Source organism: Flagellimonas olearia (genome assembly GCF_009184425.1).
In the GTDB taxonomy this organism is placed as follows: domain Bacteria; phylum Bacteroidota; class Bacteroidia; order Flavobacteriales; family Flavobacteriaceae; genus Flagellimonas; species Flagellimonas olearia.
This window is the reverse complement of sequence record NZ_WELG01000002.1, coordinates 1,456,820-1,477,710: the sequence shown is the minus strand read 5'-3', so window position 1 is coordinate 1,477,710 and position 20,891 is coordinate 1,456,820. Positions and strand designations below refer to the sequence as shown.

Sequence of the window (20,891 nt, the reverse complement as noted above, 5' to 3'; positions counted from 1 at the left end):
TAATATGCGTATTCTATTATTTTATCCGATGGACGCAAAGGCCTGCTCCAAATCGGCTTTTAAATCTTCGATATCCTCAAGGCCTACCGACAATCGAATTAAATCTTGGGTCACACCGGCACTTTCCTGTTGTTCTTCGTTCAATTGTTGGTGCGTGGTACTGGCAGGGTGTATGATCAAGGATTTGGTATCGCCAATATTCGCCAACAATGAAAATATCTGGGTGGCATCGGTCAGCTGTTTGGCAGCCTCAAACCCACCTTTTACCCCAAAGGTAACGATTCCACTTTGGCCTTTTGGCAAATATTCTTTTGCCAAATCATTGTACTCACTACTTTTCAACCCAGGGTAATTGACCCAGGCAACCTCATCCCTACTTTCCAGCCATTCAGCCAATGCCAATGCATTTTCACTGTGCTGTTTGATTCGAACAGGCAAGGTTTCCAACCCTTGTAAAATCTGGAAGGCATTGAACGGACTCAAAGCCCCCCCAAAATCACGTAGTCCCTCCAAAATCAATTTAAAGGTAAAGGCTGCAGCACCCAAGGCTTCGTGGTATACCAAACCGTGGTAACCTGCGGAGGGCTCGGTAAACTCAGGAAACTTTCCATTGGCCCAATCAAACGTACCGGCGTCAATGATGGCCCCACCCAAGGAGTTCCCCTGACCACCAATGTATTTGGTCAAAGAATGGATCACCAAATTGGCCCCATGCTCAATCGGATTCAACAATCCGGGAGTGGCCACAGTATTGTCCACAATAAAAGGTACTTGTGCCGCTTTGGCTTCATTGGATATTCCTTTTAAATCAAGCACATCCAACTTGGGGTTCCCCAAGGATTCCACAAAGAAGGCACGGGTATTATCCTGCACGGCGGCTGCAAAATTGGAAGGGTCGGATGCATCCACAAAAGTGGTGGTAATGCCCAACCTTGGCAAGGTCACATTCAACAAGTTATAGGTACCTCCATACAAACTGCTCGAAGACACAATATGGTCTCCCGCCCTTAGTAGGGTCAACAACCCTGTTGAAATAGCGGATGTCCCGGAAGCAAATACCACTGCACCCACACCACCTTCAACAGCAGCCAAACGATCTTGTAAAATCTGATTGGTTGGGTTGTTCAATCGGGTGTAGATGAAGCCCAGTTCTGCCAAGGAAAACAAGTTGGCCGCATGGTCCGTGTTGTTGAACACATACGAGGTGGACTGATAAATAGGCACTGCCCTTGTACCCGCTGTTTGGGTAGTATCGTGTCCGGCATGTAAAGCGTTGGTTGCAAATTTTTGATTACTCATGACTTTTCTTTTTTAAATTTTTAAAACAATACGTAAAAGTCAAACCCAAGGGCATGGCCCATAGATAAATCAAAAAGTTATAAGAAAGTGAAATCGAAAAAAATCGATCGTCGTTATCTATTCCCATTAACAGGATAGAATGTAGCACCTTCTTGGCACTAGGGGCCAAGGGTTGCTAAGGCTTCACAGGGTCTATTCCCTCCACCTTTCTTGATAACTAATCAATACGTGTTTGAACTTGTGGGGACAAATATACTGATGGAAACACCGAAATTCCTAATCTTTTGGCAAAAATTAGCGTAAAACCGAAAACTCAATGTTCGAATCGGTAAAAACGGTATGTGTTTGGGTCTTAAAGTCGGATTCATCCGCTTTAAAAATATTGTCCACATAGGTCTGCGGGTTCAAATCGATAAGGGGAAACCAGGTACTCTGCACCTGAATCTGTAATTTATGTCCTTTCTTGATGGTATGGAACACATCTTGGAGCTTGATGTCCACATCGGTCTTCTGATTGGGCGTAAAAGGTTCCGGATTGGAAAAGCTGTTTCGAAAACGCCCACGCAACACCTCGCTCCGTACCATTAAATGGTAATTGCTCATTTTGAGGTGGTCCTGCATTTCCTCGTTGGTTTCAGCATCAGCAGGATGCACATCAATAATCTTGACAATCCAATCGGCTGCTGTTCCCGTGGTGGCCACTTTTAAATGCGCCATAATATCGCCCGCCAAGGTAAGGTCCTCATCCATCACCTCGGTTTCAAACACCAACACATCGGAACGTCTTGCGGCAAACCGCTGATCATCCGTCATGTATTTTCTCGGGGTGAACACGGTTTTCACATCTTCGGAATAAGGCACCGGCTTTTTTATATCACTGATAAACTGGATTCCATCGGTTCCTTTTTGCTCCAAGGTCAATTCTTGATTTTCGGAAAGGTATAGGGTCCGTTTCATCATATTTGCGGGCGGCCACGTATCGTATTGTTTCCATTCCTTTTTACCCGTGTCAAACACGTAGGCTTCGGGAAGACCGGAATTCATATCGCCATCACCCTTCAAGAAGTGATTGAAGAATTTGGTTTCAATATTATCCTGATAAAACTCTGCAATGGAATCCCCAAAATAATAATTGCCCACCACGCTTCGGCCATCCCGTCTGGACCAACGTCCATGATCCCACGGACCAAAAACCATGGTATTGTAGTTACCCTTATTGTATTTTTCAATGTTTTTGTAGGTTTCCAAAGGTCCATAAAGGTCTTCGGCGTCAAACCATCCTCCCACAATCATGGTGGCCACATGGCTCTTTACATTTTTCAGGTGTTGGATGAGCCCCTTGCTTTGCCACATCTCATCATAATTGGGATGTTCCTTTAGCTCATTCCAGAAAAAGTCATCGGTCACACCCTCGGGACGCATTTTTGGGGTGTCCGCGGTTTCATATTCAAAAAAGTAATCCAGGTTTTTCAACGGGCCGGCATCCAAGAAGAATTGATATTGGTCTTCCGTGGGCAATTCCGGCAACACATACCATGCGGTGTCGATGGGCTGATCACCATTGGGGCGTGGTGTTCCAAAAAGGGAGGTGGCCCTGAAATAACTCAATAAATAGGCCCCGTTGTGATGAAAGTCGTCAAAAAAGAAATCCCCGATACAAGCTTGGGGTGAAGCGGCCTTTAAAGCCGGATGCGCATCCACCGTGGCATAGGTGGCATAGTACCCGGGATATGAAATCCCCCAGACCCCAACATTGCCATTGTTGTTCTCCACATTGTTCACCAACCAATCAATGGTGTCGTAGGTATCCGAACTTTCATCCACTTGATCATTGGAAGTCTTGTTGGGAATATAGGCCCGCATGTTCTCATAATGACCCTCACTGAGCCAACGCCCCCTCACATCTTGGTACACAATAATGTTCCCTTCCTTCATTAAATGCACATTGGGCCCGATCTGCGTTCTAAAATTGCCTTCACCATAAGGGCGTGAGCTATAGGGAGTCCGTTGCATTAAAATGGGATATTCCTTGGAAGTATCTTTTGGGGAGTAAATGGTAGTATGTAATGTTACCCCATCCCGCATCTCAATATCCACCTCCTGCTTGGTGTAATGATCTTGCACATAAGTATCAACTTGTTGACCCTCGGTTTTTACAGTCTTCTTACAACTACTGACCACAAACAACAGGGAAACACTTAGAAACAGAACCTTGACCAAACTTTTCATCACTTTGTATTTAGATTCCCTAAAACTACTAAAGTTCCACAGAGTATCCCAAACAAAAAAGGAGCCCCTTTCGAGACTCCTTCGTTTAGTGTGGTTATTTTTCTTTATAGGTTGAAGGCTGCTTTCACGGCATCCACTTTATCCAATTTTTCCCAAGTGAAGAGTTCCACTTCCCTTTCTACTTTTCCATTGTAGGGCGATTCAAAAACCTTGGTCAAGGTTTGGGGTTGTTTTCCCATATGACCATAGGCTGCCGTCTCCAAATAAATGGGATTGCGCAGTTTTAAGCGTTCCTCAATGGCAAAAGGTCGCATATCAAAGAGTTCGGATGCCTTTTTGGCAATCTCACCATCGGTCAGATCCACATTGGCGGTCCCATAGGTGTCCACAAAAATGGAAGTGGGTTCCACTACTCCAATAGCATAGCTCACCTGAACTAAAATTTCATTGGCCACTCCTGCAGCCACCAAGTTTTTGGCAATATGTCGCGCAGCGTAAGCCGCACTACGGTCCACCTTACTGGGGTCTTTTCCACTAAAGGCACCACCACCATGGGCTCCCTTTCCACCGTAGGTATCCACGATGATCTTACGGCCAGTAAGGCCTGTATCGCCATGTGGGCCACCAATCACAAACTTTCCGGTGGGGTTTACATGGTATTTGATGGTATGGTTGAATAGTTTCTGGATATTTTCAGGCAAAAGTTCCTTGACCCTTGGAATCAAAATATTTATTACGTCTTCCTTGATTTTGGCCTGCATCTCGGCATCCGTTCCAAACTCATCGTGCTGTGTGGAGACCACAATGGTATCAATGCGTTGTGGCACGTTATCGTCTGAATATTCTATGGTCACCTGTGCCTTAGCATCAGGTCGTAGATAGGTCAATTGAGTACCTTCACGTCGCAATTCTGCCAAAACCTGCAAGATCTTGTGCGAAATATCCAAGGCCAAGGGCATGTAGTTATCGGTTTCCTTGGTGGCATACCCGAACATCATTCCCTGATCACCGGCACCTTGCTCTTCCTTGCTTCCGCGATCCACCCCTTGGTTGATTTCCTGGGATTGCTCATGGATCAAGGAAATCACCCCACAGGAATCGCCACTGAACTTATACTCCCCCTTGGTGTAACCAATATTGTTTATGACTTCCCGGGCAATGCTCTGCAAGTCCAAATAGGTATGGCTCTTCACTTCACCCGCCAAAACCACCTGCCCCGTGGTCACCAAGGTTTCACAGGCCACTTTACTCTCGGGGTCAAAGGCCAAAAAATTATCCAAAAGGGCATCACTGATCTGATCTGCAATTTTATCTGGGTGTCCCTCACTTACCGATTCTGAGGTAAACAAATATGCCATGATTCTAATTTAAATGGATAGTTTTGACGGAAAGGCGTAAGAAGTTTACAATGCTTCACCAAGAAGCCCGAACCAGGTTCAGTATAAACTGCTTTAGCATTTTTGTACACCCAACCTTTGGGCGACTGAGGTTGCAATCAGTCAAATCTATCCTCATTCAGATGGGCAAAAGTACATATTTGCAACATATTTTAAAACTTTGTTTTATCACTGTTCACAAGTTTCCCATTTCAACCGGTTTTTTTTCTTCTACTGGATATACTTTGTATATTGCGCGTTGGTTCCCCAACCTAATACACCAACTTTAAACAACATCATCCCATGCATATTGCGGTAGCAGGAAACATTGGCGCCGGAAAGACCACCTTAACCAACTTACTTGCCAAACATTATAAGTGGGACGCCCATTTTGAGGATGTAGTGGACAATCCATACTTGGATGATTTCTACACCCAAATGGAACGATGGAGTTTTAACCTGCAGATCTACTTTTTGAACAGTCGCTACCGACAGATTCTTAAAATCCGTGAAACTGGCATGGATGTGATCCAAGACAGGACCATCTATGAGGATGCCCATATTTTTGCGCCCAACCTGCATGCCATGGGGTTGATGACCAACCGGGATTTTGAAAACTACAAAAGCCTTTTTGAGTTGATGGAGAGCTTGGTGCAACCGCCAGACCTGTTGATCTACCTTCGCAGTTCCATTCCCAATTTGGTAAACCAAATCCACAAGCGCGGGCGGGATTACGAGAACAGTATCTCCATTGACTACCTCAGCCGATTGAACGAACGCTACGAAGCTTGGGCCAATACTTACGAAAAGGGGAAATTGCTCATTTTTGATGTGGACAACCTCAACTTTGTGGACTCCCCCGAGGATTTAGGTGAGGTGATCAACCGCATTGACGCGGAGATCCACGGCTTGTTTGAATAATTTTTTACGCCAGAACTTATTTATCAACTTTATACCACTCCTTTTTTGAAGGGATATGGGTATATTTAGTTTTTGCATTCAAGATTTTACCCTGTAAAAATCAGAAAACCAACACCATGAATTCAGATATCATAAAGCTCTACAAGCAGTTGGAAAGTATGGAACAGACCAAGGAAGTGGTACAATTGAGCAATCAACTTAGAGAAACATTATATCAAAATCTTCGGAGCCATTTTCAGGAGTTCATCAACATTGGCCATGCCATTGGCTTTAATGAACTCCAAGAAGAGTTGAAAAAGGCCATGGAGCTGTTGGAAATCCAGAAATAAGAAAATAATCATCACAATCAACCCATTATGAGAACCCTATCGTTTTCCAAGTTTTTACTGTTTGCCTTTGTATCCCTACTTTATGTGGGCACCACGGCCCAAGAGTTGGCCAAAGTCCCTGCCGAACAGGTAGGCCTATCTTCCGAACGCCTCAACGTACTCACCAAGACCTTTCAGGAGTATGTGGATGACGGCGAACTGTCCGGTGCGGTGGCACTGGTGGCCCGCAAAGGAAAAGTGGCCTATTTGCAGTCGTTTGGAAAGAACGATATGGAGAACAACATCCCCATGACCGAAAGCTCCATTTTTAGGATTGCTTCGCAGACCAAGGCCGTTATTAGTGTTGGGGTGATGATCCTTCAGGAACGAGGCCAATTGCTCATCAGTGATCCCTTGGGAAAATATATGCCCGCTTTTATGGAAACCAAGGTGGCCGTAGCCAAGGAGGATGGCTCTTATGATGTGGTGAAGGCCAAAAGGCCCATCACCGTCCGCGATCTGCTCACCCACACCTCGGGAGTATCCTACGGCAGTGGCATAGCCAAAGACCAATGGAAAGCCGCCAACATCCAAGGATGGTATTTTGCAGACCGCAACGAACCCATCCAAGCGACCATCAACCGCATGGCCGATCTCCCCTTTGAATCCCAACCCGGTGAAAAATGGGTGTATGGCTATAACACCGATATTCTTGGCGCCTTGATCGAGGTAGTTTCCGGCGAACCTTTGGATGTCTTCATCAAGAAAAACATTCTGGACCCACTGGGTATGAACGACACCCATTTTTATCTTCCCAAGGACAAAAGGCAACGTTTGGCCACGGTGTATTCCGCTACCGAAAACGGATTGGAACGCGCGCCCGAACCTGGGCATATGGTAGGACAAGGGGCTTATGTGAATGGTCCACGAAAAAGCTTTTCCGGTGGTGCCGGTCTTTTGAGCACCGCCATGGACTATGCCAAATTCCTTCAAATGACCCTCAACAAGGGAACTTTTAACGGAAAGCAGGTCATCTCACCCAAAACCGTGGAACTCATGACCGTGAACCATTTGGCCAGCGATGTAATTTATCCTTGGGAAAACGGCACTGGATTCGGTTTGGGCTTTTCCGTTGTGGAGGATTTGGGCAGACGAGGGGTATTGGGCTCCAAAGGTGAATACGGTTGGGGTGGCGCGTATCATTCCTCCTATTGGGTAGATCCTGAGGAAGACTTGGTGGTGGTCTATTTTACCCAATTGATCCCTGCCGGAAAAATTGACGACCATGGAAAACTCCGCGCCTTGATCTATCAGGCATTGACCGACTGATTTTTATGGGAAATCTTCAGATAACCACAAATCCCGAAGTAAAAATGGTATTCGACCGCTATCCCGATTGGGCTAGGGAAAAGCTGTTAGTGCTTCGGGAGTTGATTGTGGAAACTGCCAAGGAAACTGAGGATATATCCTCACTTGAAGAGACCCTGAAATGGGGTGAACCCAGTTATTTGACCAAAAATGGCAGTACCATACGGATGGATTGGAAATCCAAAACCCCCAATCAATATGCCCTGTACTTTAAATGCACCAGCCGATTGGTGGAAACGTTCAAGGCAACCTTCCAGAATGTTTTTGAATTTGAAGGGAAAAGAGCCCTTGTTTTCCAAAAGGATGATGAAATCGCTGTGGAAGAACTGAAGCATTGTATAAGGGCCGCCCTTACCTATCACAAGGTGAAACACCTCCCCACACTAGGCATACAAAACCCATCTTGAACCTCATCAAGGTCATTCCCTAATCCAAAAGGGGCGTTCACTCATTACAGGTTTTTTTGGGGTGATTTTCAAAGTAGTTTAAGGGTACGAACTGCGACCCTCACGGGCCATTAAAACTTGAAAATCATGGAACCAAAGAAAAATCAGCATGTGGAATTGAAACGGAACAGCCTCCTTTACTTTTTTATGGGGATGTTCTTGGTATTGCTCCTTATCTACACCGCATTGGAGTGGAAGACGTATTATGAAACCCCAGATTGGGATATTTCCCTTATAAATCCAGATGTGCTACCAGATGAGGAGATTCCAATTACCATCCAAAAATTACCACCCCCACCACCTCCTCAAATCCAAGCCCCTCCAGTTATTGAAATCGTGGAAGACGATACAGATTTGGAAGAAACTGTCATTGAATCTTCAGAAACCGACCAAGATACCGAAATCATTACCTATGAAGACATTGAGGTCGTTGATGAGGATATACCCGAAGAAGTATCCTTTATTGTTGTTGAAGATGCCCCTATATTTCCAGGTTGCGAAAATGTAACCGACAAAGAAGAAAAGAAGATTTGCTTTCAAGAAATGATGCAAAAACATATCCAAAAAAACATCCGCTATCCTGAAATTGCCCAAGAAATGGGTTTGGAAGGTCGGGTAAATGTGGTGTTCACCATTCAAAAGGATGGTACCATCGGCGATGTACGCATGCGTGGTCCCCATGAAAGTTTGGAAGGCGAAGCGGCCCGTATCATCTCCAAACTACCCCGTATGACTCCGGGCAAGCAACGGGGCAATGCCGTAAAGGTACCCTTCTCCATACCCATTACATTTAAGTTGAATTGATTTAAGATTTCTCACACTCCCAAGGTGGGTTCGAAATGACGGTAGAAACGGCAGGATTATTTCGAAGAAACGTAGCGACTGAGAAATCCATCAAGAAAACATGTCATTTTAAAAAGAGGACCGCAAGGACGATCGAGAAATCGAACATAGGCTGAATTCAAAATAAAAAAACCACGCCAAAGGCGTGGTTTTTACTCGTATTGAAAGCAAATTCCTTATTGCTTCGTCTTGTTTTTATATGCTTCCACCAATCGCTCTACCTCTTCTTTGGTATCAGCAGTGAACTCTTCTATCTCATCCACTACTTTTCCATTGGCTTCGTAGCTAGAGGTCACGATAGCCTTGAAAGCACCATCGGCAGTATTGCTTACCTCCACTAAGAACTTCTTGGCAATGGTCTTGGTCTCTTTCATTCCTTCCTCAGAAATGGTGATGACAGTAGCATCCTCCTTGACCATACTCAACTCATCTGCTGGGGATAGACTTACCAAACTTGGCGCGATGACCAAAGCCACAACGGACATCAATTTCAACAAGATGTTCAAGGATGGCCCTGAGGTATCCTTGAAAGGATCTCCAACGGTATCTCCAACCACGGCAGCTTTATGGGCATCAGAGCCTTTGCGACCTTCACTTTCGATGGTCTTTTTGGCATTATCCCAAGCACCTCCGGCATTGGATTGGAAGATGGCCATCAACACCCCAGCTGTGGTTACACCGGCCAACAATCCGCCCAACATTTCAGCACCTCCAATGAACCCAACGGCCACAGGAACGGCAATCGCCAACAATCCTGGGAAGACCATTTCCTTAATGGAAGCCTGTGTGGAAATGGCCACACACTTTTCATATTCGGCCACACCATCGGCGGCATCAAAAATCTTTCTATCTTCTTCAGTAGCTTTTGAAATATCAGCGTCGTATTTACGCATTACCTCAAGGGCTGCTTTCAATTGGGGAATATCCCTAAACTGACGACGTACCTCCTCGATCATAGCCATGGCAGCTCTACCTACGGCATTCATGGAAAGGGCAGAGAACACGAAAGGAAGCATTCCCCCGATCAATAGTCCCGCCATGATATCAGGCTGGGACACGTCAATGGATGTTACGCCGGCAGTCTTCATAAAGGCTGCGAACAATGCCAAAGCGGTCAAAGCCGCGGAAGCAATGGCAAAACCTTTACCAATGGCAGCAGTAGTATTTCCAACGGCATCCAATTTATCGGTACGCTCACGCACTTCACTTGGCAATTCAGCCATCTCGGCAATACCACCCGCGTTGTCGGAAATAGGTCCGTAGGCATCAACCGCCAACTGGATACCGGTATTGGCCAACATCCCTACGGCTGCGATGGCAATTCCGTATAATCCTGCGAAATAGTGTGAAACCAAAATTGCGGCGGCAATCAATATGATTGGAATGGCGGTGGACATCATCCCCACACCCAAACCGGCGATAATGTTTGTGGCAGAACCGGTTTCGGACTGACGCACAATGGAGTTCACAGGTTTAGTTCCTGTTCCTGTATAATATTCGGTGACCTTACCTACCAACAATCCGGCAACAAGACCGGCAATGGTAGCCCAGAAAACACCCATGGAAGAGTATTCTTTTCCTCCTTCAATCCAAGACTCTGGAAGCATTCCAGTAATCAAGAAATAGGATGCGATCAACATAAGTCCAGCAGAACCAAATTCACCAATGTTCAAAGCTGTCTGTGGGTTTCCACCATCCTTTACCTTAACAAAGAACGTCCCGATAATGGACATTACAATCCCCACTGCGGCCAACGCCAAGGGAAGATATACGGCCCCAAGACCGTCAAAAGCGGCTTGGAATTCTGGAAGACCCGCAAAAACGGCCCCCAATACCATGGTACCAATAATGGAACCTACATACGATTCAAAAAGGTCGGCCCCCATACCGGCAACGTCCCCCACATTATCACCAACATTATCTGCAATGGTGGCAGGGTTCAAGGGGTGATCTTCGGGAATACCGGCTTCCACCTTACCTACAAGGTCAGCACCAACATCGGCCGCTTTGGTATAGATACCTCCACCCACACGGGCGAAGAGTGCTATGGATGATGCTCCCAAGGAGAATCCAGAAAGTACGTTCAATACTTCACTGAGTTCCCATCCTTGTCCGCTATACACCATAAAGAGCACGCTCAATCCCAAAACGCCAAGACCTACAACACCGAGACCCATTACGGCCCCACCGGCGAAAGCCACTTCCAAGGCCTTACCCAAAGAAGTTCTGGCGGCATTTGTGGTACGCACGTTTGCTTTAGTGGCCACTTTCATTCCGATGAATCCAGCCAATGCGGAGCAAATGGCCCCAACAATAAAGGAAACGGCCACCATGCCATTGGAACCTGCCTCGTTGCTGCCCTTGAAGAACAGTAAAATGGCTACGGCAACAACGAAAATGCTCAATATCTTATATTCAGCCTTCAAGAACGACATTGCACCATCTGCAATGTTCTTGGCAATTCTTGCCATCTTTTCATCCCCGACTTCCTGCTTAGAAATCCATACGTTTTTAATGAACACGTACAACAAGCCCAGGATACCAAACACGGGCAAAAATTTCACAATCAAATCCATAGTTAGTAGTTGTTTAAGATTTTTTTAATGGCAGCTAATGTAGTAAAATACGGAGTAATAAAAAAAATGCGCTTTTATTTAATAAAAGCGCATAATTTCTTGGCGATTGTTCCTTATATGGTATAAGTACGTTTCTTTTTGTGTTCGCTTTCATCATAGCGTTTCACACATTCGAGGTAAATCTCTATGGCTTCGTCCACACCGCCCCAACCTCCGGTGTCGACCTTTTTCTTTTCCAAGTCCTTGTATACCTGGAAAAAGTGCTCGATTTCCTTTAGTCTATGTGGGTTCAGTTCACTGATATCATCCCGTTTGCTCCAAATAGGGTCGGAAACGGGAACACAGATCAACTTTTCATCCGGTCCTTTTTCATCGGTCATATGGAATACTCCAACAGGCTTCACTTCCATGACCACCATGGGATAGGTGGGTTCGGTGCCCAACACCAATACATCCAAGGGGTCGTGGTCCAAGGCCAAGGTCTCTGGAACAAAACCGTAATCCCCAGGATACATCATCGAGGAAAATAGGGTTCGATCGAACCGAATCTTGTGCAGGGTAAAGTCGTATTCGTATTTGTTTCGGCTACCTTTTGGTATTTCAATTAGGACATCAAAGGTAACGGGTTCTCTTTTGGACATGCTTGAAGTTTTATTTTCTACAAAAATAGCCCGTATAGATGGAATGGGGTAATGAAATTGCGTTATTCGTATTAATTAAAAATTAAATCCGAAGGTTCCCGTGATTCCAAACGGACGTGCATCTGGATTATCCAGATAATTTCCCCTAAAGTTAAAATCGATGCGCAAAATCTTGAAGATGTTGCCCACCCCAAACGAATATTCCCAATAAATCTGGTCCTCGGGAGCCATCAATGGGATATTGGCAGGGGCACTCAGTGCGATATTTTCATCCGAAATTTGGCCCCAAGCGCCTCTCAACCCAACAATTTCACGCAGGTTGAACTTGCGTAAAAATGGAATTCTGGAGAACAGTCTCCCATTAAAATTATGCTCCAAATGCACGGTAGCATAGGTATCGGTCACAAATTCGTAGAAATCCAGATTGGGGAATACATTGTATAATGAGAACAGGGTTTGGTTACCTGGAATTACGCTCAAAAGCGATAAAGGGACTTCTCCAAAGGTCTTCCCAAGTTCCACGCTGGTGGTTAACCTACCAAAACCACCTACCTGCCAAGGCTGTCGATAAGAAAACTGAAGTCGCTCATAGTCAAAATCACTCTCCAAAAAGCCACTGATCCCTTTGGTGTAATTCAACACCACGGCGCTATGATCATCGTTGATATTGGCCGGTTCCACACCATACCCAATGGTTCTTTTGCCCGGTGTATATATCAAGGTCGTACTAACATCAAACTGTTTTACTTCGGATGAAATGCCTGTTGGTGAATCCGCATCCACATAATCTAGGTTAAAGGCTTCCGGCAAGGCCGAACTCAGAGTACGCAAAGAACTCCCCAAACGAATCCGGAAATTCTTGACGGGTTCCATCTCCAGCCCCAATGTGGAAAGGTTAATATTGGTGAGCCGATCATTGGAACCCACTGTGACCAATGAGGATGAAGCAATACTCCTTCCCAGCACATCGTTGGTGCTGGTGAGGCTAAGTCCCAACTGTTCTATATCCCTTCGGTTTCCACCGGAAAGAATCAATCTGGTCTTTCGGTCCAGCAAGAACTTACCCGAAAGTCCATGTTTAAACTTATGATCCCCAAACCCGTAGGCCATATAGCCCTCCAATCGCCAGGTATCATTTTGGCCAAAATAGGTACGGGCCCCTGCCCTAAGGCGCATTCCTTCGGCATCATTATAACCAAAGGTGCTGTAAACATCGCCAATATCTATGTTCCACTTATCAATTTCTATATACCCAGAGCCCAAGATGCTCACAATATCATAATAGGTCCGGAACTTGGGAACGGTCTTCAGAGTGTCCAAAAGTTGAAAGATTCCCGATTCGTCATCCGTGAGATTCTCAAGCCGGGCATTTTTCCAAAAAGTGGTATCCTGCGAAAAGACCCTTGGGTCATAGGGGTCGGATTCCGCTTTGTAAAACGACTCGGGTCGACTTAAATCAAACTCATAATGATCAAAGACGGTGGTACGCTTTCCGTACACTCCTCTCGATTTTTCTTTCTTGGAGAAGGCAAAGTCGCTGAGCATATAGTCCCGTTTCAGCAAAAAGACCGAATCGTTGACCACATCAAAATCCTGTTCAATATAAATTTCCTTTACCCAGTTGATGTTGGCACTCTTGGTGACCTGCATGTTAATTTTCTTGATCGCGAAGGTGGTATCGTTCACCCAAAAGTCACCTTTAAAAGTGAGTTCGTTCTTTCGTCTGGGGTAATAGATGATGTTATAACACCATTTGTTGTCGATATAGGTACTGTCCGATAGTACATAATTATAAGTGTCCACCCCTGTTTTGGACAATGGACTGGTAAAGCTTTTATCGAAAAACCGCAGGTAATTATCGTAGATGTCGTAATCAGAGTACAGGTCTTCCACAAATGCGGTGATGGCCTGATTGCCTTCAAATCCAGAGCTTTTGTTCCCCAAGACATCCTCCTTTTCACGATCTAAAATATTGTCGCCATACACCTTGGAAAAGGTTTCGTTCAAAAAGAAGGGCAAATAGGTCTTCCCCGTAATCCTCGAGGTATCCAAATCCTCGAACATAAACTCCAACCCCCTGAACAGTTTACTTTGGATCAATGCACTGTCTATGGTATTGAGATCGAACTCAACTTTTTCGTATTTATCGTACTTGTATTGTTTGAACTTACGAACCCCATTTTCACGTTTCTTGGCCCATATTTTTCTGAGGATATCAATCGCCGGGTTATCTTTTTTGGACTGCTTTCCGGTATATACAATAACCTCTTTTAGCTGCTCCATGGATTCGTTCAACACGATCTCCAATCCGTAGTTCACCTTTTGGGGCAAATCAATATCCTTACTCTCATACCCAATAAAAGTAACCGTGATGGTTTCATAGGTATCGTCCGATTCCAAGTAGAATCTACCATTGTCATTGGTAATGGTCCCTTCGGATGAGTTTTTAAAGATGATATTGGCAAAGGCAATGGGTTCGCCGGATTCATCCAATACAATACCGCCCACCTTGGTCTGCGAGAAAATGGTCAAAGAGGAAAGGAAAAAGAAAACGGCTAGGAATCTCTTCATGTTTTGATATATGGGACATTGGAAAAACCGTTGGGCTTTCCAGCTGCACTTTAGGTCAAATTTTGGTTTAAAAGTAACTTCTTATCAAAAACTGTTCCGTTAAAAAAGCCCCATCAACATGGTTGACGGGGCTAATATACCTTACAAATATACGCAAGCTATTTATATAACACTTTCTTAACAGCCTTAATGACATCCTCGTGATTGGGCAACCACTCGGCCAAAAGCACAGGTGAGTAGGGTGCCGGAGTGTCGGCTGTGTTTATTTTCACAATAGGGGCATCCAAATAATCGAACGCCTTGTCCTGTACATGGTAAATGATTTCAGTGGCCACATTTCCAAAAGGCCAGGCTTCTTCCAAGATGACCATTCTATTGGTTTTCTTCACGGAATTAAGGATGGCTTCGTAGTCCATGGGACGCACGGTGCGCAAATCGATGATTTCGCAACTAATCCCTTCTTTTTCCAATTCTTCAGCTGCTTTGTAAGCTTCCTTGATGATTTTACCAAAAGAAACTATGGTCACATCGGTACCTTCCCTTTTGATATCCGCAACACCCAGCGGAATGGTATATTCACCTTCGGGCACTTCACCTTTGTCACCGTACATCTGTTCCGACTCCATAAAAATTACAGGGTCATCATCACGGATGGCCGCTTTCAACAATCCTTTGGCATCAGCTGGATTTGAAGGCACAACCACCTTCAATCCCGGACAGTTGGCAAACCAACTCTCAAAAGCCTGGGAGTGCGTGGCCGCCAATTGGCCTGCAGAAGCGGTAGGACCCCTAAAAACGATAGGACAGTTGAACTGCCCACCGGACATCTGTCGAATTTTAGCGGCATTGTTTATAATCTGATCAATTCCCACCAAGGAGAAATTGAAGGTCATGAACTCTATAATGGGACGGTTGCCATTCATGGCAGAACCTACACCGATACCGGCAAACCCCAACTCAGAAATGGGAGTGTCCAATACGCGTTCCGGTCCAAATTCATCCAACATTCCTTTGGAAGCCTTGTAGGCCCCATTGTATTCAGCTACTTCCTCCCCCATCAAATAAATGGTGTCGTCCCTTCGCATTTCCTCGGACATGGCTTCCGCAATTGCTTCCCTAAACTGTAGTGTTTTCATTAACTGATGCTAAAAAGTTTTGTTAGTGTGCTTAAAAACGCAAGCAAAAATAGCAAAAACTAAAAGAACAATGCTTGGGGATAAATCAAAAAAAGAGCAAAATTTATTATGCATGCATAATAAATTTCAGAATTTAATGGCTATCTTTGAAACCATAAACCTTAAAGTACCTATGAAGATTCTAGTTTGCATTAGCAATGTACCAGATACCACCTCTAAAATAAATTTTACTGACGGTGATACCAAGTTTGATACAAACGGGGTGCAATTTGTGATTAATCCCAATGATGAATTTGGATTGACACGCGCCATGTGGTTCAAGGAAAAGCAAGGAGCCACCGTACACGTGGCCACAGTAGGCGGTGCACAGACCGAACCCACCATCCGAAAAGCATTGGCCATTGGGGCCGATGAGGCCATACGGGTAAACGCTGAACCCACTGATGGCTTTTTTGTGGCCAAACAATTGGCGGAAGTCGTTAAAAATGGAGAATACGATCTTGTGATTGCCGGTAGGGAATCCATTGATTACAACGGGGGAATGGTCCCGGGAATCCTGGCCACCCTTTTGGACATGAACTTTGTGAACACCTGTATTGGCTTGGAGGTCGATGGCAATACAGCTACGGCCCTTCGGGAAATTGATGGTGGAAAAGAAAAATTAAGCACTTCCCTACCCTTGGTCATTGGAGGCCAAAAAGGATTGGTACAGGAAAGTGACCTTCGCATTCCCAATATGCGGGGAATCATGATGGCCCGCCAAAAGGCGCTGAATGTCGTGGAACCCGTGGAAGCTTCGCAACCCACACAAGACCAAAAATTTGAGAAACCAGCACCTAAAGGACCAGTAAAATTGGTAGACGCAGACAATGTTGGTGAGTTAGTGAACCTATTGCACAACGAAGCTAAAGTGATTTAGGCACAGCTAAATCATTCCGAACTCGTTTCGGAATCCATTTAAAAAAGTCATAAGGTTCCTGAAACAAGTTCAGGAAAAATTTTTAATAAAACTTTTATGTCAGTATTAGTATATACCGAATCCGAAAAAGGAAAATTCAAAAAGAGTGCCTTTGAAGTGGCTTCCTATGCCTACAAAGTAGCACAAGACCTGGGAACAAGTGTCACTGCGGTTGCCTTTAATGCCAACGATGAGGCTTCATTGGGCAATTATGGTGTTTCCAAGGTTTTAAAAATATCCAATGACCAATTGGGCACTTTCAATGCGAAGGCCTACGCGGATGCCCTGACCCAGGCTGCCGAAGCCGAAGGCGCCAAAGTCATTATCTTAAGTTCCAGTGCCGACACCAAGTTTTTGGCACCCATCCTAACCGCAAAACTCAGCGCGGGTTACGTTCCCAATGTCGTAGCCGCTCCGGATAGCACTTCCCCATTTGTGGTGAAGCGCACTGCATTCAGCAACAAGGGGTTTGCGCATACCGAAATTAGTTCGGACATAAAAATCATAGGAGTGTCCAACAATGCCTATGGCGTAATGGAAAACAACGTTTCAGCTGCTGTTGAAGATTTTAACCCCTCCTTGGGCGATGCAGATTTCACCACCAAATCCATTGAAGTGGACAAGGTCGCCGGGAAAGTTTCCATTGCCGATGCCGATATTGTGGTATCAGGAGGTCGTGGACTTAAAGGCCCAGAAAATTGGGGCATGATAGAAGAATTGGCCGATGTATTGGGAGCAGCCACTGCCTGTTCCAAACCCGTATCGGATTTGGGCTGGCGTCCTCATGGCGAACACGTAGGCCAGACCGGAAAACCGGTGGCCAGCAATCTATACATCGCCATAGGAATTTCAGGCGCCATTCAACATTTGGCGGGAGTAAGCTCCTCCAAAACCAAGGTGGTCATCAACAACGACCCTGAGGCCCCGTTCTTCAAAGCCGCTGATTATGGTATAGTTGGCGACGCCTTTGAGGTGGTGCCCAAGCTCATCGAAAAATTAAAGGAATTTAAAGCCCAAAACGCTTAAATTTTGTTAATTTGCCCTTAACAAGGGGCTGTTCAGATAACTGGCAACGCCACTTATTTGAACGGCCCTTTTGGGTTTTTAGGAGGAGATTATGAGCTTAGTTCGATTAAAAATAAAGGGAATATCATATAGTCAAACACAAAACGGTGCGTATGCCCTTATTTTAAATGAAGTGGAGGGAGACCGAAAACTTCCCATTGTCATTGGTGCCTTTGAAGCCCAGTCCATTGCCATTGCGCTGGAAAAAGAAATCAAACCACCAAGACCCTTGACCCATGACCTTTTCAAGAATTTCGCGGATAGGTTTCAGATTGTGGTAAAGCAGGTAATCATCCACAAATTGGTTGATGGTGTTTTTTATTCCAGTATCATCTGTGAGCAAGATAAGGTGGAGGAAATCATTGATGCCCGGACCAGCGATGCCATTGCTTTGGCACTCCGGTTTGATGCCCCCATCTTCACCTACAAGACCATCCTGGACAAAGCAGGAATTTTTCTTAAATTTTCCCCCAAGGAAAATGAAGAGAACGAGGAGGACGATAGCATTGTAGTGGATGAAATCCTTCAAGAAGGCGAAACCGTAGAAATAGAATCAGGGGCAGACACCCATGGGTATCGGGAAATGTCCTTGGACGAGCTCCATAAAGAATTGGACAAGGCAGTGGCCAACGAAGATTATGAAAAGGCCGCCAAGTTGCGGGACGAAATTTCCAAGCGTAAATAAACCAACTACATGGGGAAAAAGACCTTAAGTTTCCTGACACTATTGCTCCTGTGCACTATTGCCTTAGGACAAAATACCCCACCTACCGACTCCCTCAATATTGCCCTTGGCACCACCCTCATCAATGATATTCCATCCCAGAACGTAACGGAAATTATCCCAAACCAAGGTTTTTCCTTCCATACGTTATGGCGCGGGGCTTTGGGAATGGCCGTATTGATTTTCATCTCATTTTTGTTCAGCTCCAACCGAAAGGCCATCAACTGGAAAACGGTAGGCATTGGCCTTGCGTTGCAATTGCTGATTGCCGTTGGAGTGCTCAAGGTATCTTTTGTACAATACGCCTTTGAAAAAGTTGGGGAAGTTTTTGTCAGTATTCTAGATTTTACCCGTGCAGGAAGCCAATTCCTTTTTGAGGGCTTGGTCGTGGACATGGACACATTTGGCTATATTTTTGCCTTTCAGGTATTGCCCACCATTGTATTTTTCTCTGCATTGACCTCGGTATTGTTCTACTTGGGAGTCATTCAAAAAGTGGTCAAGGCCATGGCTTGGTTATTGTCCAAATCATTGGGCATATCAGGAGCGGAAAGCCTATCCGTGGCCGGAAATATCTTTTTGGGACAGACCGAAGCCCCTTTGCTCATCAAGGCCTATCTGGAAAAAATGAACAAGTCCGAAATCCTTTTGGTGATGATTGGCGGGATGGCTACCGTAGCCGGCGCTGTTCTTGCAGCCTATATCGGTTTTTTGGGTGGGGACGACCCTGCGCTACGCTTGGTTTTTGCCAAACACCTGTTGGCCGCTTCCGTAATGGCAGCTCCGGGAGCAATTGTCATTTCAAAAATATTATACCCTCAGACCGAAACCGTGAATACTGATGTCCAAGTCTCTTCGGAAAAAATAGGCGCCAACATCTTGGACGCCATTGCCAACGGAACCACGGAAGGATTAAAACTGGCTCTGAACGTAGGGGCCATGCTCTTGGTCTTTGTGGCCTTTATTGCCATGATCAATGGTATTTTGGGCTGGGTCGGCGATTGGAGCACTCTCAACAATTGGATTGCAGCCAACTCTCCCTACAACAGTTTTTCATTGGAAGCTATCTTAGGCACTGTATTTGCCCCCCTCATGTGGCTTATTGGCGTGGCCAACGAAGATGTTATGCTTATGGGTCAACTGCTTGGCATCAAACTCGCCGCCAGCGAATTTGTGGGTTATATCCAATTGGCGGAACTCAAGAACATGACCAGCGACCTGCACTTTGCTTATAACAAATCTGTGATCATGGCCACATATATGCTCTGTGGCTTTGCCAACTTTGCCTCCATTGGCATTCAGATAGGTGGCATTGGCTCCTTGGCCCCCGGACAACGCAAAACGCTCTCCGAATTTGGCATGAAGGCCGTTTTGGGCGGTTCCTTGGCCTCACTTCTCTCGGCCACCATTGCCGGAATGATTTTGGGATAGATAAAAGTCCGTTGATAAAATCTTTATAAGTACATCCAGTTTCTATTTTGAATACTTTTTTCTTGATGTAATTTAGACAGATTGATTTTTTGTCACATCGAGCGCAGTCGAGATGTCTTGGATTTCTCCTTATTGCATTCGTTCGAAATGACCTCTAATTTGCACCAACAGAATGAAACAATACCACGACCTTCTTAAACACGTTTTGGAACACGGCAATGCCAAGGGCGATCGCACGGGAACAGGAACCTTGAGCGTTTTTGGCTATCAAATGCGTTTTGACCTCTCCGAAGGATTTCCCATGGTGACCACCAAAAAGCTGCACCTAAAATCCATTGTTCACGAACTGCTTTGGTTTTTGAAAGGTGATACCAACATTCAATATCTACAGGAGAACGGGGTACGGATTTGGAACGAATGGGCCGATGAAAATGGGGATTTAGGCCCGGTGTACGGACACCAATGGCGCAATTGGAACAGTGAGGAAATCGACCAGATCAAAGAAGTCATCGAAACCCTGAAGAACAATCCCAATAGCCGCAGGATGTTGGTCTCAGCTTGGAATCCCAGCGTACTCCCGGACACTTCGGCATCCTTTTCCGAAAATGTGGCCAATGGTAAGGCAGCACTCCCTCCCTGTCACGCCTTTTTCCAGTTTTATGTGGCCGATGGCAAACTTTCCTGCCAGCTGTATCAACGTAGTGCAGACATCTTTTTGGGTGTCCCCTTCAATATAGCTTCCTATGCATTGTTCACCATGATGATGGCCCAAGTTTGTGGCTACCAGCCCGGGGAATTCATCCACACCTTTGGTGATGCGCATATCTACGACAACCACAGGGAACAGGTAGAACTCCAACTGAGTCGCGACCCACGACCTTTGCCCACCATGCGATTGAACCCAGAGGTAAAGGATATTTTTGATTTCACCTTTGACGATTTTGAATTGCTCCACTACGACCCGCATCCACATATTAAAGGAGTGGTGGCCGTGTAACG

17 protein-coding genes and 1 riboswitch are annotated in these 20,891 nt (G+C 45.4%); of the genes, 10 read left to right on the top strand and 7 right to left on the bottom strand.

From position 1 onward, the window contains the following. Nucleotides 1-21 precede the first annotated feature (21 nt). The 3 genes from F8C76_RS16010 to metK form a co-directional block, all read right to left on the bottom strand. Nucleotides 22-1,299, bottom strand: a complete 1,278-nt coding sequence (locus F8C76_RS16010) for an O-acetylhomoserine aminocarboxypropyltransferase/cysteine synthase family protein (protein WP_152132630.1) — start codon at nucleotides 1,297-1,299, stop codon at nucleotides 22-24. A gap of 110 nt (nucleotides 1,300-1,409) precedes the next feature. Further along, a riboswitch (SAM riboswitch) is annotated at nucleotides 1,410-1,519 on the bottom strand. Nucleotides 1,520-1,593: 74 nt separating this feature from the next. Then, nucleotides 1,594-3,528: a CocE/NonD family hydrolase gene (locus F8C76_RS16005; protein WP_152132629.1), complete on the bottom strand. Its 1,935-nt coding sequence runs from the start codon at nucleotides 3,526-3,528 to the stop codon at nucleotides 1,594-1,596. A 104-nt stretch (nucleotides 3,529-3,632) separates the two neighbouring features. Then, nucleotides 3,633-4,886, bottom strand: a complete 1,254-nt coding sequence (gene metK, locus F8C76_RS16000; protein ID WP_152132628.1) for a methionine adenosyltransferase — start codon at nucleotides 4,884-4,886, stop codon at nucleotides 3,633-3,635. A 321-nt stretch (nucleotides 4,887-5,207) separates the two neighbouring features. Here metK and F8C76_RS15995 point away from each other — a divergent pair, with 321 nt between their 5' ends. The 5 genes from F8C76_RS15995 (at nucleotide 5,208) to F8C76_RS15975 (ending at nucleotide 8,751) form a co-directional block, all read left to right on the top strand. After that, the gene (locus F8C76_RS15995; RefSeq protein ID WP_129654762.1) at nucleotides 5,208-5,825 is read left to right on the top strand and encodes a deoxynucleoside kinase; all 618 of its coding nucleotides are present in this window, start codon (nucleotides 5,208-5,210) and stop codon (nucleotides 5,823-5,825) included. 116 nt (nucleotides 5,826-5,941) lie between these two features. Then, the gene (locus F8C76_RS15990) at nucleotides 5,942-6,154 is read left to right on the top strand and encodes a hypothetical protein (protein WP_152132627.1); all 213 of its coding nucleotides are present in this window, start codon (nucleotides 5,942-5,944) and stop codon (nucleotides 6,152-6,154) included. Between the two features lie 27 nt (nucleotides 6,155-6,181). Beyond that, nucleotides 6,182-7,462, top strand: coding sequence for a serine hydrolase domain-containing protein (locus F8C76_RS15985; RefSeq protein ID WP_152132626.1), 1,281 nt, complete (start codon nucleotides 6,182-6,184; stop codon nucleotides 7,460-7,462). A 5-nt stretch (nucleotides 7,463-7,467) separates the two neighbouring features. Next, a complete protein-coding gene (locus F8C76_RS15980; protein ID WP_152132625.1) occupies nucleotides 7,468-7,908 on the top strand; it encodes a DUF1801 domain-containing protein in 441 nt (146 codons plus the stop codon). Between the two features lie 126 nt (nucleotides 7,909-8,034). Continuing rightward, a complete protein-coding gene (locus tag F8C76_RS15975; protein WP_152132624.1) occupies nucleotides 8,035-8,751 on the top strand; it encodes an energy transducer TonB in 717 nt (238 codons plus the stop codon). 215 nt (nucleotides 8,752-8,966) lie between these two features. Here the strand turns inward: F8C76_RS15975 and F8C76_RS15970 are convergent, their stop codons facing one another. The 4 genes from F8C76_RS15970 to F8C76_RS15955 form a co-directional block, all read right to left on the bottom strand. Further along, a complete protein-coding gene (locus F8C76_RS15970) occupies nucleotides 8,967-11,366 on the bottom strand; it encodes a sodium-translocating pyrophosphatase (protein ID WP_152132623.1) in 2,400 nt (799 codons plus the stop codon). Between the two features lie 113 nt (nucleotides 11,367-11,479). Beyond that, nucleotides 11,480-12,007 carry an inorganic diphosphatase gene (locus tag F8C76_RS15965; protein WP_152132622.1) on the bottom strand — a complete coding sequence of 176 codons (528 nt, stop codon included), beginning with the start codon at nucleotides 12,005-12,007 and terminating at the stop codon, nucleotides 11,480-11,482. Nucleotides 12,008-12,082: 75 nt separating this feature from the next. Then, on the bottom strand, nucleotides 12,083-14,578 hold the full coding sequence (locus tag F8C76_RS15960; protein ID WP_152132621.1) for a DUF5686 and carboxypeptidase-like regulatory domain-containing protein: 2,496 nt from the start codon (nucleotides 14,576-14,578) through the stop codon (nucleotides 12,083-12,085). A gap of 158 nt (nucleotides 14,579-14,736) precedes the next feature. Beyond that, nucleotides 14,737-15,714 carry a pyruvate dehydrogenase complex E1 component subunit beta gene (locus F8C76_RS15955; protein ID WP_129654778.1) on the bottom strand — a complete coding sequence of 326 codons (978 nt, stop codon included), beginning with the start codon at nucleotides 15,712-15,714 and terminating at the stop codon, nucleotides 14,737-14,739. Nucleotides 15,715-15,886: 172 nt separating this feature from the next. Here F8C76_RS15955 and F8C76_RS15950 point away from each other — a divergent pair, with 172 nt between their 5' ends. The 5 genes from F8C76_RS15950 (at nucleotide 15,887) to F8C76_RS15930 (ending at nucleotide 20,889) form a co-directional block, all read left to right on the top strand. Further along, the gene (locus F8C76_RS15950) at nucleotides 15,887-16,633 is read left to right on the top strand and encodes an electron transfer flavoprotein subunit beta/FixA family protein (protein WP_152132620.1); all 747 of its coding nucleotides are present in this window, start codon (nucleotides 15,887-15,889) and stop codon (nucleotides 16,631-16,633) included. 96 nt (nucleotides 16,634-16,729) lie between these two features. Further along, nucleotides 16,730-17,698, top strand: a complete 969-nt coding sequence (locus tag F8C76_RS15945) for an electron transfer flavoprotein subunit alpha/FixB family protein (protein ID WP_129654782.1) — start codon at nucleotides 16,730-16,732, stop codon at nucleotides 17,696-17,698. A gap of 91 nt (nucleotides 17,699-17,789) precedes the next feature. Beyond that, complete coding sequence (locus tag F8C76_RS15940; RefSeq protein ID WP_116217306.1) at nucleotides 17,790-18,422, top strand: bifunctional nuclease family protein; 633 nt, start codon at nucleotides 17,790-17,792, stop codon at nucleotides 18,420-18,422. Between the two features lie 9 nt (nucleotides 18,423-18,431). Further along, the gene (locus tag F8C76_RS15935; RefSeq protein WP_152132619.1) at nucleotides 18,432-19,892 is read left to right on the top strand and encodes a NupC/NupG family nucleoside CNT transporter; all 1,461 of its coding nucleotides are present in this window, start codon (nucleotides 18,432-18,434) and stop codon (nucleotides 19,890-19,892) included. 172 nt (nucleotides 19,893-20,064) lie between these two features. Next, entirely contained in the window at nucleotides 20,065-20,889 is an 825-nt protein-coding gene (locus F8C76_RS15930; RefSeq protein WP_152132618.1) for a thymidylate synthase, read from the top strand. Nucleotides 20,890-20,891 lie beyond the last annotated feature (2 nt).

Excerpts from the sequence above, each read along its gene's own strand:
- metK (WP_152132628.1), bottom strand. The coding sequence starts at position 4,886 with ATGGCATATTTGTTTACCTCAGAATCGGTAAGTGAGGGACACCCAGAT.
- F8C76_RS15955 (WP_129654778.1), bottom strand. The coding sequence starts at position 15,714 with ATGAAAACACTACAGTTTAGGGAAGCAATTGCGGAAGCCATGTCCGAG.
- F8C76_RS15940 (WP_116217306.1), top strand. The coding sequence starts at position 17,790 with ATGAGCTTAGTTCGATTAAAAATAAAGGGAATATCATATAGTCAAACA.
- F8C76_RS15995 (WP_129654762.1), top strand. The coding sequence starts at position 5,208 with ATGCATATTGCGGTAGCAGGAAACATTGGCGCCGGAAAGACCACCTTA.
- F8C76_RS15985 (WP_152132626.1), top strand. The coding sequence starts at position 6,182 with ATGAGAACCCTATCGTTTTCCAAGTTTTTACTGTTTGCCTTTGTATCC.
- F8C76_RS15930 (WP_152132618.1), top strand. The coding sequence starts at position 20,065 with ATGAAACAATACCACGACCTTCTTAAACACGTTTTGGAACACGGCAAT.
- F8C76_RS15935 (WP_152132619.1), top strand. The coding sequence starts at position 18,432 with ATGGGGAAAAAGACCTTAAGTTTCCTGACACTATTGCTCCTGTGCACT.
- F8C76_RS15950 (WP_152132620.1), top strand. The coding sequence starts at position 15,887 with ATGAAGATTCTAGTTTGCATTAGCAATGTACCAGATACCACCTCTAAA.
- F8C76_RS15975 (WP_152132624.1), top strand. The coding sequence starts at position 8,035 with ATGGAACCAAAGAAAAATCAGCATGTGGAATTGAAACGGAACAGCCTC.
- F8C76_RS15990 (WP_152132627.1), top strand. The coding sequence starts at position 5,942 with ATGAATTCAGATATCATAAAGCTCTACAAGCAGTTGGAAAGTATGGAA.
- F8C76_RS16010 (WP_152132630.1), bottom strand. The coding sequence starts at position 1,299 with ATGAGTAATCAAAAATTTGCAACCAACGCTTTACATGCCGGACACGAT.
- F8C76_RS15960 (WP_152132621.1), bottom strand. The coding sequence starts at position 14,578 with ATGAAGAGATTCCTAGCCGTTTTCTTTTTCCTTTCCTCTTTGACCATT.
- F8C76_RS15945 (WP_129654782.1), top strand. The coding sequence starts at position 16,730 with ATGTCAGTATTAGTATATACCGAATCCGAAAAAGGAAAATTCAAAAAG.
- F8C76_RS15970 (WP_152132623.1), bottom strand. The coding sequence starts at position 11,366 with ATGGATTTGATTGTGAAATTTTTGCCCGTGTTTGGTATCCTGGGCTTG.
- F8C76_RS16005 (WP_152132629.1), bottom strand. The coding sequence starts at position 3,528 with ATGAAAAGTTTGGTCAAGGTTCTGTTTCTAAGTGTTTCCCTGTTGTTT.
- F8C76_RS15965 (WP_152132622.1), bottom strand. The coding sequence starts at position 12,007 with ATGTCCAAAAGAGAACCCGTTACCTTTGATGTCCTAATTGAAATACCA.
- F8C76_RS15980 (WP_152132625.1), top strand. The coding sequence starts at position 7,468 with ATGGGAAATCTTCAGATAACCACAAATCCCGAAGTAAAAATGGTATTC.